The following is a 12,922-nucleotide window of genomic DNA, read 5'->3' as shown; positions in this document are numbered from 1 at the left end:
ACCCGCCCGGAAGTCAGCCGGACGGGCAGTCGGCCACCGGGTCGTCGTGGACGAGGGCGCAGACCATCTGTGCGCCGCGCCGGCCTTCGGGGTAGGCGGAGCGGAGTTCGTCCTCGAAGGACTTCCACTGGCGGGTGATCTCCGCGGTCGCCCCCGCGGTGGCCCGGCGGAAGTTGTCGCCCGTCTTCGCGCGGGCGGACGCGGGCGTGTCCTTGTTCAGGTCCCGGTTGTGGGCGACGCGGCCGTCGCAGCTCGCGGGTTTGACCCCGGTGGAGTCGAAGTCCGGGTAGCAGCCGGTCGCCAGGTCCTCGGGGACGAGGTCCCGGACCTCCCGCGTCCAGTCGGCGTCCTTCATCCCGCTGTAGCGGCGGATGTCGAAGAACGGGGCGACCTGGGTACGGCCCAGCCCCGGCGGGTTGGCGATCCCGAGCGCGCCGGGGGCGGCCCGGTCGGCCCAGTTGGAGTGCGAGTAGAAGTCCTCCAGCGGGTGCCAGCCGCGGCCGAGCTGTTCGAGGACGGCGCACTTGGCCGGTCCGGGCCGCTCGTCCCAGGTGCAGGGCACCGACAGGTCGGTCTGGTCCGCGCGCACCCGCCCGTCGGCGTCGACGAGGCCGTCGGCCGCCCTTACGGCGTTGCGGAACCGCGCGACGGACGTACCGACGCAGGCGACGAGCTCGGTGGTGGCCTCGTCCCGGCTGCGCGGGTAGTCGGGGGCGTAGCGCGGCGGCAGGTAGTCGGCGTTGTCGCAGTGCAGGGGTCCGAGGTCGAAGTACGGGCGCTTGTCGTCGGCGTTGACCGCCCCGTCGCGGGCGTCGGCCATGGCGGTCAGCGTGGCGGGCTGCCACGGCAGGGCGCGCCGGGTGATGTCCTCGTGGTTGTCCCCCGTGAACGCGGCCGCCGGGCCGCCCGGCAGGGCGGTGAGCGCGGCGAGGACGGTGAGGGCGGCCGTCAGGAGGGCCACCGGTGCGCGGCTCGGTCTCTTCACGGAAGGCTCCCGGCTCCGGTCGGACGAGGCTGCTTCCATGCTGCGCAGCACGCTCCGCCCCCGCATCCCCGTGGGCCGCACGGGTCTGCCGCAGACCGGGGCGGCGGGACCGGGGCCCGGCGGCGCACCCCTCAGGACGGTGTCCGTGCGTACCGGGCCCGCCCCGTACGGTGGCCGCTGAGCGCCCTCGCGCGCACCGCGGTGGGCAGACCTAGAGTTGAGGGCGAGGCGGCGTGCCGGGACTCGGGGCGGCCGCCCCTTTGGCCCCAGTCCCCGCGCCAGGGCGCGCGCCAAACCCCAGGAGGGCATGCGACATGTCCACTGCATCTGAAACCCCGGTTCTGGACACCCTCGCCGCCATGACGGGCGATTCGCTCGAGCGTTGCGGGATGGACCCGAACATGCTGCTCCTGATCCGGATCGCGGCCCTCGCCGCCTCGGACGCTCCCCCGATCTCCTACCTCGCGCACATCGACCCGGCGCTCAAGGCCGGGCTGACGGCGGAGCAGTTGCAGGACGTCCTGGTCGCCATCGCCCCCATCGTCGGCACCGCCCGCGTCATGACGGCCGCGGGCAACATCACCAGGGCGCTCGGCGTGGCCATCGCCGTCGCCGAGGCCGAGGCCCAGGCGGAGATGGACGCCATGGGCTGACACGTGGGGCAGCGGCCCAGAGGCGCCCCGGGGCCCGGCCCGGCAGCCGTTCCCGGGGGTGCGGGCGGCGTGCGTACGACGCGGACGGTCGGGCGGTCGGGTGGTCGGGCGCGCAGGCGGATCGGTCAGGCCCGTCAGTCAGTCAGCGAGGCAGTCAGTCAGGAGGCCTCCATGCCCCGGAGTGCGATCACCGCGATGCGCGCGGTGCCCGAGGCCACGCCCGAGGAGCGCGCGGCCATCGGCAAGGAGGCCCGCAGCCGCTGCCCCCGGTCAGGGCATGCCGTGTACCAGCCCCCTCCCGCGAGGCCGGATCCCTTGGCGATCCTGGAGGCGCAGTCCGCGACGCGGGTGCCCGAGCTGGTCCCGATCCGCTACGCGCGGATGACGGAGTCCCCGTTCCGCTTCTACCGGGGAGCCGCCGCGATCATGGCGTCCGACCTGGCCGGCAGCCCCGACTCGGGGATCGCGGTACAGCTCTGCGGTGACGCGCACCTGCTGAACTTCCGCCTGCTGGCCTCGCCGGAGCGGCGGCTGATGTTCGACATCAACGACTTCGACGAGACGCTGCCCGGACCCTGGGAGTGGGACGTCAAACGACTGTCCGCGAGTCTGGTCATCGCCGCCCGGGCGAACGGCTTCGACGAAGCCGAGCGTGCCCGCATCGTGAACTCCGCGGTGCGCTCGTACCGCGAGGCGATGATCCGCTTCGCCGGGATGGGCAATCTCGACGTCTGGTACGCGAAGATCGACGCCGAGGGCCTGGAGGCCCTCGTCACCGAACAGCTCGACAAGCACGGCCGCAAGAAGCTGGCCGCGGCGATGGCGAAGGCCCGGTCGCGCGACAGCCTGCAGGTCTTCGACAAGCTCACCGAGGTGGTCGACGGCAGCCCGCGGATCGCGGCGGACCCCCCGCTGCTGGTGCCCCTCGGCGACCTGCTGCCGGATGAGGAGCGCGACGAGCTCGTGGACCGGATGAGTTCACTGGTCGGCCGCTACGGCCGCACACTGGAGAGCAACCGGCGCGCGCTGCTGGAGGACTACCGCCTGGTCGACGTCGCCCGCAAGGTGGTGGGCGTCGGCAGCGTCGGCACCCGGTGCTGGATCCTGCTCCTGCTCGGCAGGGACGGCCGCGACCCGCTCTTCCTCCAGGCCAAGGAGGCCGACACCTCCGTGCTCGCCGACCACGTCGGCGCCAGCCTGTACCGGAACCAGGGCGAACGCGTGGTCTCGGGACAGCGGTTGATGCAGGCGGCGAGCGACATCTTCCTCGGCTGGGAGCGGGTGGACGGCATCGACGGCAGGAAGCGGGACTTCTACGTCCGCCAGTTGCGCGACTGGAAGGGCGTCGCGATGCCGGAGACCATGTCACCCGGGCAGCTGGAGACCTTCGGCAACGCCTGCGGGATGACCCTGGCCCGCGCGCACGCCCGGTCCGGCGACCGGGTGGCTGTCGCCGCCTACCTCGGCCGCGGCGACGTCTTCGACCGGGCGCTCGCGGAGTTCGCCGAGGCGTACGCCGACCAGAACGAACGCGATCACCAAGCCCTGGTCGACGCGGTGCGGGCGGGCCGCCTGCCCGTACGGGAACTTCCGGCGGCCTGACCGCGCGTCCGGACGGCACCCCCTCCCGTGGCGCCGTCCTGGGAGGCGCCCGATCAGAACGCGAAGACCGCGTTGCCGTTCAGGGTCGCCGCCATGGTGCAGGAGTTGGAGAACGTGTGGTCCCAGGCCACGCGGCGGCCCTCCCACACGCCGACCGCGGACACGGTGACGGGGGCGTAGTGCATCGGGCACGCCCGGTCGGGGTTCGGCGCGGACAGCAGCCGGTCGAACGAGCCGCCGGTGGACTTCAGGGCCGCGCACGCGGCCTTGGGGTCGGGGTGCGTCCCCTGGGCGCCCGGTGCGCAGCTGACCGTGGTGGCGCGGACGACGGTGGGCGCGGAAACGTCGTCCCCCTGGGCGACGCTGAAGACCATGGCCGAGGGGGCGTAGAGGCTGTCGGGCTGCGCCTGCGCGATGCCGGTGGCACCGGCGAGACAGAGGAGCGCGGCGGCGGAGACGGCGGCTGAGCGACGGTGACGCACGAGAAGACTCACTTTCGATTCGATGGTTGAACGCGATGGACACTTACGTAATCGCGTCTTGTTGCATCGAATCCTTGCTGAGCCGAAGGGGCATTGCACATCGACGACCGATTTACGGACACCCTGTTCGCATACCGGTTGCCGAATGGTCGTTCGAGCAGCTCAGACGGGGTGCGACCGAGCCGTCACGCGCAGCGACCGCCGCAGGAACCCGGCGATGACGTGCGACGTTGCGGACGCCGCACCGCCGCTGGGCGCCCGGGGTTCACCGGACGGCTACCCAGCTTGTCCGGATGTGTGCGCTCCGGTCAGCTCGCGCGGGCCCACGCGTCCAGCAGCGCCTCGGTCGTGGTGACGGCCGCCACCAGCGCGAGCGAGTTGCGGATCACCTCGGCGGTACAGGAGGCGGGCACTCCGGCGATGGCGTCGGCCGGGACCACGACCTGGTAGCCGAGGTTCACGGCGTCGAAGACGGTGTTCGGGATGGCGATGTTGGAGGAGACTCCCGTGACGACGAGGGTCCGCGTCCCGAGGTTGCGCAGCAGCGCGTCGAGGTCCGTGCCGGCCATGGGCGAGAGCCCGTGCAGCCGGCGTACGACGAGGTCCCGGTCGGCCACGGTGATGGGCGCGGCCACCTCCACCGCGCGAGTGCCGGTCAGCTGCCGCACGGGCAGTTTCCCTGCGGCCCGGAAGAGCCGTGCGTTGCCGTTGGCCCCGAGCCCGTCCGGGCGCCGCTCGGCCACCGCGTGCAGCACCTGCACGCCGGCCCCGCGCGCCGCGTCGACCAGCGCGGCCACCCGCCCCAGCATCCCGGAGTCCCGTGCCGCCTTGGCGAGTTCGGGCAGCGCGGACTCCTCGCCCACGACACCGTTCTGGCACTCGACGGTGAGCAGCGCGGTGGTGGCGGGATCGAGATCCGGCATGACTCCCCCTGGCGTGGCGTCGGAAGAGCCTTCATGATTCCTGACACATAGTCAGATGTGAAGGGGTGCGGGACCGATGGACGAGACTCAGCGGCGGGGGCGCCGCATCATGATGAGCGGGGCGGAAGTGGACGCGTTCCTGCGGGAACAGCGGACCTGCCGGGTGGCGACGGTGTCGCCGGACGGCCGCCCGCACGTGGGCGCCCTGTGGTTCGCGTGGGACGGCACCTCGCTGTGGCTGTACTCGATCACCCGCAGCCGCCGCTGGGCGGACCTGCGCAAGGACCCGCGGATCTCGGTGGTCGTGGACGCGGGCGAGTCCTACCACGAGCTGCGCGGCGTGGAGCTGTCCGGCAGCGCGGTGTTCGTGGGAGAGGCCCCGCGCACGGGCGAGCCGTGCCCCGAACTGGCGGAGCCCGAGCGGATCTTCCCGGTCAAGAACTTCGGGATCGAGGAGATGCCGCACGACGGACGGCACGCCTGGATCCGCCTCACCCCCGACACGGTGGTCTCCTGGGACTTCCGCAAGATCTGACGCTGCAGGTCGTCTCTTTCGGATCTTGCCGGCCGCGCCGGCGCTGTCGGGTGCCGTGCTGCGCGAGGCGGAGGACCCCGCCGCGTACTGGACGTACTCGGAAGCCCGCCGGGGATCACGGGACAGGCCCTCAGGCGTGCTGGAGCTCGGCGGCCGTCGCCCGGAGGGCGTCGACCGCGGCCCGGATGGAGGGTCGGCGGTCGGCGTCCGCGCGCCATACGGCGTACACGTGGCGGCGTACGGCGTCGCAGACGGGCAGCAGCCGCACTCCCGACGGCACCGGCCCGCGTCCCAGCTTCGGCGCGACGCAGACCCCGAGTCCGGCCTCCACGAAGGCGAGCTGGGTGTGGTGCTCCTCGGCGATGTGCGCGATGCGCGGTTCGATGCCCGTACCGCGCAGCGTGAAGACCAGCCACTCGTGGCAGAACTGGCCCTCGTTCCAGGAGATCCACTCGTCGTCCGCGAACTCGGCGAGGGAGATCGTGCTGCGGTCCGCCAGCCGGTGCCGGGACGGGACCGCGATGTCGACGGAGTCGTCCAGCAGGTGCGTGCGGGTGAGCTCCGCTGGGACCGGCATCCGCTTGTTGTGCCAGTCGATCGCGAGAGCCATGTCGAGGTCGCCGCGCACGACGGCCGCCATGCTCTCCTCGGGTTCCTGCTCGCGCACCCGCACCCGCAGGTCCGGGTGGCCGGCGCGCAGCGCGGTCAGGGCTCGCGGCAGCAGCCCGCGCATGGCGGTCGGGAAGGCGCCGATGCGCAGCTCGCCGACGGCGCACCCGCGCTGGGCCTCGACATCGGCCTGGGCCTGCTCCACCTGGGAGATGATCCGGGCCGCGTGCTCGGCGAGCAGCCGTCCGGCGTCGGTGAGGCGGACGCCGCGGCCGTTCCTGGCCAGCAGGGGCTGGCCGACCTCGCGCTCCAGCTTGGCCATCTGCTGGGACACGGCGGAGGTGGTGACGTGGAGTCCGTCGGCCGCACCGCTGACCGAACCGTGGCGGGCGAGGGCGTCGAGGGTGCGCAGGCGCTCCAGGTTCAACATGTAAGCAATGCTACGTCGTCATCCCGAGAAACTCTCGCTTGTCCTACGAAGTTGATACGAGCACAGTAAGGCGTATGAGCGCACCCGCGGCCCCTCGGCCCACCCTTCCGACCTCTTCCCCGGTGGCCGCCACCGCCACCGTGACCGGGACGGCGGCCGCGACGGCTCCGGCCACGGCCACCCGTCGGCGCGGCCTCCTCGACTGGCGGATGCGGTTCGCGATCCTCTCGGTGATCTGGGGCTTCAGCTTCCTGCTGATCAAGGTGGGCACCGAGGCGTTCGCGCCCTTCCAGGTGGCACTGGGCCGGGTCCTGTTCGGGGCGCTCGCCCTCCTCGCCGTGCTCCTGGTCCGCCGTGAGCCGCTCCCCCGGGGCCTGCGCACCTGGGCCCACCTCACCGTGGCGGCGCTCCTGCTCAACACCGCGCCCTTCTCGCTCTTCGCGTACGCGGAGCTGAGCATCCCCTCCAGCCTGGCCGGCATCTGCAACGCCACGTCCCCCCTGTGGGGCATGGCGCTGTCGCTGATCGCCCTCTCCGAGGACCGCCCGACGCGCCGCCGCTTCGCCGGCCTGGGCCTCGGCTTCCTCGGCGTGCTGACCGTGCTCGGCGCCTGGAACGGCTTCTCCGGCGTCGACGGCAAGGGCACCGCGTTCGCCCTGCTGGCCTCGCTCTGCTACCCCGTCGGCTGGATCTACGTCCGCCGTACGCTGGCCGGTACCCCCGGCTCTCCGGTGGCCCTGACCGGCGGCCAGCTCATGGTTTCCACCCTCCAGCTCGCACTGGTCAGCGCACTGTTCACCTCCACCCCGGCCTCGTTCCCGCTCTGGCCGACCCTGTCGGTGGTCGCGTTGGGCGCCCTCGGCACCGGCATGGCCCTGCAGATGCAGTACGGCCTGGTGACGGAGGTCGGCCCGACCACCGCCCAGATGGTCACCTACTTCATCCCCGTCATCGCGACCACGGCGGGCGTGCTGGTCCTCGGCGAGCAGCTGCACTGGAACACCCCGGTCGGCGCCGCGATCGTCCTGGCGGGCGCCGCCCTCGCCCAGACCCGCGCCGCCTCCCGCAAGCCTGCCTGAGGAAGGCCGGGGAGCGTCGCGTAGTCTCCCGGCCGGACCTCAGCGGTGTCTGCGCTCCCGATCGGGCCGATCGGGAGCTGGGGCCGGTGCCATGGGGCCTCCCCAGCCCCGCAGGGCCGAGGGGAAGCATCGCAAGGCGGACGGGGGAGGCGACGCGGAGCGGCGTCGACCGAGAACGACGCGGCGAGGCGCGGTGCCGGGGCGCGCGAGCCCGGCCTGATCGACGAAACACCCCCCTGGTGGCGATCGCACGTCCTGCGGGAGCCCTACACGGGCATCGGCGTCTTGTCCCCGGCCTGCGGCCTGATGCCGACGGCAGGTGGCGTCCTTGTCGCGCCCGACGTCCGCGGCTCGGCGATGGCGCTGGAACGGCGGGCCGACGATGCCGACGCGCTCCGGGACGGCTCGACCGCGGCAGCCCGGAGCCGGCGCCGACCCTCATGACGCGCCCGTCGCCGCTGTCCCGCACGGTGTTCCGCGGCCTGGGCGCGGCGGTGGCCCTCTGTGGTCTCGTCCTCCCCAGGAAGGGCCTGCTGGAGCTCACCGCCTGACCGGTTCGCCCCGCGCCGCCGGCAGGACCGCGATGCCCGCCCGGTGGTCCTGTCGGCAGGACCACCGGGCGGGCATCGCGCGGGTCCCCGGGGCGCGACCGGCGCACCGACGGACGCGACCAGCAGTCAGTCGCCGCGTCCGCCCGCCACGCCCGGCCGGACCGCCGCGGCCACGGCGTCCGCCAGCACCGGCACCTCCGCGACCTCCAGCTGGGACACCGTCAGCCGCACCCCCGGTCCCGCCTCGACCCGGAAGACGGCCCCGGCGGCCACCCCCCACCCCGCGGCGAGCAGCCTCGTGACGACCACCGTCTCGTCGGCCACCGGCACCCACACGTTCAGCCCGCTCCGGCCGTGCGCCCGTACCCCCCGCTCCCGCAGGGCCTCCACCAGCGCGTCCCGCCGCTCCGCGTAGGCCCGCGCGACCGCGGCCCGGTCCACGGCGTGCGAGGTCCACAGCTCCGCCACCGCGTCCTGGAGCAGCCGGCTCACCCACCCCGGGCCCAGCCGCTGGCGTCCCCGCACCCGGTCCAGGGTCACCTCGTCGCCCGTCAGCACGGCGAGCCGCAGGTCCGGCCCGTACGCCTTGGCCGTGGACCGGATCAGCACCCAGTGCCGGGTCACCCCGCCCAGCGGGTGCAACGGCAGGTCGACGATCCCGTTTCCGTGGTCGTCCTCGATCAGCAGCACGCCGGGGTGCCGCGCGAGCAGTTCGCGCAGCTCGCCCGCCCGTTCCGCGCTCACCGCCGCGCCGGTCGGGTTCTGCGCCCGGGAGGTCACCATCAGGGCCCGCGCTCCGGCCGCGAGGGCCCGGGCCACCGCGTCGGCCCGGGGCCCGTCGTCGTCCACCGCCACCGGCAGTGTCCGCAGCCCGAGCGCGGGGACGAGGTCGAGCGCGCCGCCCCAGCCCGGGTCCTCGACCGCCACCGCGTCCCCGGGCCTCAGGTGGGCGGTAAGGACCCGTTCGATCGCGTCCAGCGCACCCGAGGTCACCGCCACCGGCCCGGACGGCACTCCGTCCGCGTCGAAGTCGGCGCGGGCGATCCGCGCCAGGTCGGGCGCGACCGGGTCCTCCCCGTAGAGGGTGGGCGCCCGCCCGTAGCGGCGGGCGGCGGCCGCCAGCGGCCCGTCCAGCGACGGGAGCAGCGACACGTCCGGATTGCCCTGCGCGATGTCCCTTACGCCGGGCGGCACCGCCATCCGCAGCGCGTCCCGCGGGGTGCTCGACGGGCGCGAGCGCACGCGGCTTCCGCGGCGCCCGTCCGTTTCGATGACCCCGCGCTCGCGCAGTGTCCTGTAGGCGGCCGCCACGGTGTTGGGGTTGACGCCCAGCACACCCGCCAGTTCCCGCATCGGCGGCAGCAGCGATCCGGGCGGCAGCGCCCCGGATGCCACGCCCGCTTCGACGCTGGCCGCGATTTCAGATGTGCGGCGCCCTGTAATCCGATACTCTCCTAGCACAAACGACATTATGCACTAGTGCAATGGAGTCCGCACCATGACCGCCACGTCTGCCACGGAGACGACGCAGAGCACCGGGACGACCGGTGCGTACGAGCCCACCGACCGCACGGTCCCCACCCGCTCCCGCGACCGGGCGCGCTACGACCGCGACACGGTGCACTCGATACTCGACGAGGCCTACATCTGCCACCTCGGCTTCGTCCGCGACGGCGCGCCGGTGGTCCTGCCGACGCTGTTCGCCCGGGTCGGAGAATCGCTCTACATGCACGGTTCCACCGGGTCCCGCCCCCTGCTCGCGGCCGGCCGCACCGACCCGGGCCTGCCCGTCTGCGTCACCGTCACCCACGTCGACGGCCTGGTGCTGGCCCGCTCGGCCTTCCACCACTCGCTCAACTACCGCTCGGTGGTCGTCCACGGCACCGCCCACCAGGTGACCGACGAGGACGAGTGCCGGACGGCGCTGGACGCCATGATCGACGCCGTCGCCCCGGGCCGCTCCGGGGACGTACGGCCGGCCAACGCCAGGGAACTCGCGGCCACCGCGGTGATCCGGGTGGACCTGGACGAGGTGTCGGCGAAGCTCCGGACGGGACCGTCGAACGACGATGCCGAGGACCTGGGCCTGCCGTACTGGGCGGGCGTGGTCCCGGTCAGCAGGGTGTACGGGACCCCCGTGCCCGCCGAGGACCTGGACCCCGGCATCGCCGTCCCCGACTACCTCACCGCGCTCTGAGCAACCGGCCGCCCGGCGGCGGGCCCGGCGGGCTCGGCGGGCTCGGCCGGCTCCGCGGGCCGGCCCGCCGGGCGGCGGGACTCCGCCACGATCAGCGCACCGACCGCCGCCAGCAGCAGTACGGTGCCCAGCACCACGGCTCCGGTCAGCCGCTCCCCGAGCACGAGGACGGCGATCGCCGCCGCACTCACCGGCTCGATCAGCATGATCACCGACACGGTCGCGGCACGCACGGCCGCGGCGCCTGTGAAGTAGAGCGCGTACGCCAGCGCCGTCGGCACGGTGGCGACGTACAGCAGCAGCCAGAGCACCCGCCCCAACTCGGCGGTGTGCGGCAGCAGCCCTTCCGCCGCGGCGAGCGGCAGCAGGCACACCGCGCCCACCGCGACGGACCAGGCGGTGGTCACCAGCGGGTCCCCGCCCGCCCCCAGCCGCCCGAGCCGGCGGGCCCGCAGGGTCATCCCCGCGTACCCCGACGCCGACAGCAGCGCCCAGCCGACACCGAGCGGGCGCACCTCGGCGCCCCCGCTGCCCAGGACCAGGACGGCGAGTCCGGCGAGCGCGCCCACGACGGCGACCGCGCCGCCGCGGCCGAGGCGTTCACCCATCCGGGAGCGCGCTCCGAGCGCGATGAGAACGGGCCCGGCGCCGAGGGTGACCACGGTGCCCACGGCCAGCCCGGTCTCGCGCACGGCGGCGAAGTAGGCGGCCTGGAAGACGGTGAACAACAGCCCGGTCACGATGAGGGAGCCCGCGGATTGCGAGACCGCGGAAGCCCGCGCCCGCGCCCACCCGGGACGGCTCCGCCGTAGGGCGAGCACCCCGAGCAGCACCACGAGCCCGCCCGCGCACCGCCAGAACGACAGGGCGAGCGGGCCGAGGTCACTGGCCAGGAAGAGGAGGGAAGCGGCCGCCCCGGCGGTGCCCCAGGCGGCTCCGGCGACGACGAGGTACAGCAGACTGCGCCCGGCAGCGGGCGAATGGTTCGACACGTGTGTTCTCCGTGCGTGCGTGAAGGATGAGAGATCCGGTCATCGCTTCGCGGGCAGCACCGGCCCGCCCGAGCACTGCCCGGGCCTGGCCGTCATCGTGGGGCGCCGCCCGCTAGGACGCGGGAGGCGGAAGCACGGTCGAATGCATGCCGGTCACACTAGGCCCTCGTGGGTTCGCGGTCCATTGGGGCCGGTTCCGCCGCGGGCTTCGGGGCCGGCCGGGAGGACTGCGCGATGAACGCACCGCCCAGTACCAGGGCTCCGCCGGCGATCTGCCAGGTCGAGAGGTGCTCGCCGAGCAGGATCCAGGCCAGCACGGTGGCCACGACGGCCTCGAGGAAGGCCACCACGCCCGCGACCTGGGGCGAGAGCCTGCGTACCGAGACCACGCCGGTCACGTACGCGAAGACGGTCGCGACGAGCACGACCCAGCCGAGCAGCACCGGCGCGGCCACCATGGTGCCGCCCACGGAGGCCTCGCCGCCCAGCACATGCCAGTCGATCTCCCACGGCCGGGCGATCGCCGTCATCACCAGGGCACCGATGAGCATTCCGTAGGCGATCACGCCGAGCGGGTCGGGAGCGTCCTCGCCGTCGGCGCCCTGGTCGGCGAAGACGAAGTAGAAGGCCTGGCAGCAGGCCGCGGCGAGGCCGAAGAGCACACCGAGCAGGTCCAGGCTGAGTCCGGCCCAGATCTCGACCACGCAGGCCAGGCCGACGACGGCCACGGCCGCGCCCGCGGCGGCCCCCCGCGTCACCGGCTTGCGCTGTACGAAGCGGATGTAGCCGAGCAGCAGCGCCGGACCCAGGTACTCCAGCAGCAGGGCCACGCCGACCGGGATCCGGGACAGGGAGGCGAAGTAGAAGGCCTGCACACCGGCGACGGCCACCAGGCCGAAGCCGGCGAGCAGCGCGGGCCTGCGCAGGAGGAGGTCGCGGTGGCGCCAGGCCAGCGGGGACAGCACGAGCGCTGCGCCGGCCACCCTGAGCCAGACCATGTGGAGGGGGTCCAGACCCGCCTCGATCAGCGGCTTCGCCGCCACTCCGGAACCACCGAACGCGAACGCCGAGACGAGGGCGAGGCCCAGTCCGGCGTTTTTCCCTGACGCTTGCATCCCGCCATCATGACAGGGGCGGGTCAGGAGCGTCACTGCGGTGACACCTGTTGAGACACACCTGAGATCACGTCCCGCGGGGCAGGCCCGGACACCACCCGATCTGACAGGTCGTCAGTATTGAATGTTCCGGTCGCCAGGGCTACCTTCCGCGCACGCATCCGACGAGAAGGGGTGGTCGCATGGCTGAAGTCACCGCGGAATCACGCATCGAGGCGCCCGCCGCGAAGCTCTGGTCCCGGCTGACGGACTGGGACGCCTACGGGCAGTGGAGCATGACCCACACGAACTTCCCGCAGGGCGGCCCCCAGACCCTGGCCGTCGGATCCACCTTCGCCGAGAACATGAAGATGATGGGCTTCCCGGCCGAGGTCCTCTGGACCGTCTCCGAGCTGGAGGACGAACGCCTCTTCGCCATCACCGGCAAGGGCCCGATGGGCGTCGCAGTCCTGACCCGCTACACGCTGACGCCCGACGGCGGGGCCACCACCGTCCGCATCGACGGTGAGTTCACCGGGGCGGCCGTCTCCCTGATGGCGGGCAAGCTGAAGGACTCGGCCACCGCCGCGCTGAACGAGTCACTGCGCAAGCTCGCCGGCCTGGTCGCCTGACCCCGCCCCCGGTCACCCGTACCCGAAGGGCGGCGGGCCCCCCCGGGGGGGGGGCGCGGGGGGGGCCCCCCCCCCCGCCCGGGCCGGCGGGGGGAGGTGGGGGGGGGCCGGCGATGGTTTCGGCTGTTTGGGGCGGGGGTGTTCACCGCCGGGGCCCT

13 protein-coding genes are annotated in these 12,922 nt (G+C 73.6%); 6 read left to right on the top strand and 7 right to left on the bottom strand.

Features of this window, described 5'->3' with window-relative positions; all coding sequences use genetic code 11:
- Positions 1–13: 13 nt before the first annotated feature.
- Positions 14–985, bottom strand: coding sequence for a hypothetical protein (locus ACZ3X1_RS35630; protein ID WP_467283490.1), 972 nt, complete (start codon positions 983–985; stop codon positions 14–16).
- Positions 986–1,299: 314 nt separating this feature from the next.
- Between ACZ3X1_RS35630 and ACZ3X1_RS35625 the strand changes: the two genes are divergently transcribed.
- Together ACZ3X1_RS35625 and ACZ3X1_RS35620 are read left to right on the top strand one after the other, a co-directional pair.
- Positions 1,300–1,638 (top strand): carboxymuconolactone decarboxylase family protein, encoded by a 339-nt coding sequence (locus tag ACZ3X1_RS35625; protein ID WP_467283488.1) that lies wholly within the window; start codon positions 1,300–1,302, stop codon positions 1,636–1,638.
- 171 nt (positions 1,639–1,809) lie between these two features.
- Entirely contained in the window at positions 1,810–3,240 is a 1,431-nt protein-coding gene (locus ACZ3X1_RS35620; protein ID WP_467283486.1) for a DUF2252 domain-containing protein, read from the top strand.
- Positions 3,241–3,293: 53 nt separating this feature from the next.
- On the opposite strand, the gene ACZ3X1_RS35615 is transcribed toward ACZ3X1_RS35620, so the two are convergent.
- Positions 3,294–3,722 (bottom strand): subtilase-type protease inhibitor, encoded by a 429-nt coding sequence (locus ACZ3X1_RS35615; RefSeq protein WP_356814121.1) that lies wholly within the window; start codon positions 3,720–3,722, stop codon positions 3,294–3,296.
- Between the two features lie 308 nt (positions 3,723–4,030).
- Positions 4,031–4,645, bottom strand: a complete 615-nt coding sequence (locus ACZ3X1_RS35610) for a cysteine hydrolase family protein (protein ID WP_356814120.1) — start codon at positions 4,643–4,645, stop codon at positions 4,031–4,033.
- Between the two features lie 76 nt (positions 4,646–4,721).
- On the opposite strand from ACZ3X1_RS35610, the gene ACZ3X1_RS35605 reads away from it, so the two are divergent.
- A complete protein-coding gene (locus ACZ3X1_RS35605) occupies positions 4,722–5,180 on the top strand; it encodes a pyridoxamine 5'-phosphate oxidase family protein (RefSeq protein ID WP_356814119.1) in 459 nt (152 codons plus the stop codon).
- Positions 5,181–5,310: 130 nt separating this feature from the next.
- Here the strand turns inward: ACZ3X1_RS35605 and ACZ3X1_RS35600 are convergent, their stop codons facing one another.
- On the bottom strand, positions 5,311–6,219 hold the full coding sequence (locus tag ACZ3X1_RS35600) for a LysR family transcriptional regulator (protein ID WP_467283480.1): 909 nt from the start codon (positions 6,217–6,219) through the stop codon (positions 5,311–5,313).
- A 74-nt stretch (positions 6,220–6,293) separates the two neighbouring features.
- Between ACZ3X1_RS35600 and ACZ3X1_RS35595 the strand changes: the two genes are divergently transcribed.
- Positions 6,294–7,298, top strand: coding sequence for a DMT family transporter (locus tag ACZ3X1_RS35595; RefSeq protein WP_467283477.1), 1,005 nt, complete (start codon positions 6,294–6,296; stop codon positions 7,296–7,298).
- A gap of 677 nt (positions 7,299–7,975) precedes the next feature.
- On the opposite strand, the gene ACZ3X1_RS35590 is transcribed toward ACZ3X1_RS35595, so the two are convergent.
- A complete protein-coding gene (locus ACZ3X1_RS35590; protein ID WP_467283475.1) occupies positions 7,976–9,310 on the bottom strand; it encodes an aminotransferase class I/II-fold pyridoxal phosphate-dependent enzyme in 1,335 nt (444 codons plus the stop codon).
- A gap of 37 nt (positions 9,311–9,347) precedes the next feature.
- Here ACZ3X1_RS35590 and ACZ3X1_RS35585 point away from each other — a divergent pair, with 37 nt between their 5' ends.
- A complete protein-coding gene (locus ACZ3X1_RS35585) occupies positions 9,348–10,046 on the top strand; it encodes a pyridoxamine 5'-phosphate oxidase family protein (RefSeq protein WP_356814114.1) in 699 nt (232 codons plus the stop codon).
- Here the strand turns inward: ACZ3X1_RS35585 and ACZ3X1_RS35580 are convergent.
- Together ACZ3X1_RS35580 and ACZ3X1_RS35575 are read right to left on the bottom strand one after the other, a co-directional pair.
- The gene (locus ACZ3X1_RS35580; RefSeq protein ID WP_467283473.1) at positions 10,028–11,038 is read right to left on the bottom strand and encodes a DMT family transporter; all 1,011 of its coding nucleotides are present in this window, start codon (positions 11,036–11,038) and stop codon (positions 10,028–10,030) included. The genes ACZ3X1_RS35585 and ACZ3X1_RS35580 overlap by 19 nt on opposite strands.
- Before the next feature lie 158 nt (positions 11,039–11,196).
- Positions 11,197–12,153 (bottom strand): EamA family transporter, encoded by a 957-nt coding sequence (locus ACZ3X1_RS35575; protein WP_362630096.1) that lies wholly within the window; start codon positions 12,151–12,153, stop codon positions 11,197–11,199.
- 182 nt (positions 12,154–12,335) lie between these two features.
- Here ACZ3X1_RS35575 and ACZ3X1_RS35570 point away from each other — a divergent pair, with 182 nt between their 5' ends.
- Positions 12,336–12,764, top strand: a complete 429-nt coding sequence (locus tag ACZ3X1_RS35570) for a type II toxin-antitoxin system Rv0910 family toxin (RefSeq protein ID WP_467283470.1) — start codon at positions 12,336–12,338, stop codon at positions 12,762–12,764.
- The last annotated feature ends 158 nt before the right edge of the window (positions 12,765–12,922 follow it).

The sequence above is a fragment of the Streptomyces sp. NPDC023541 genome, assembly GCF_055559995.1.
Note: the sequence above shows the minus strand (reverse complement) of the source record. Positions and strands in the feature narration are given on the sequence as shown.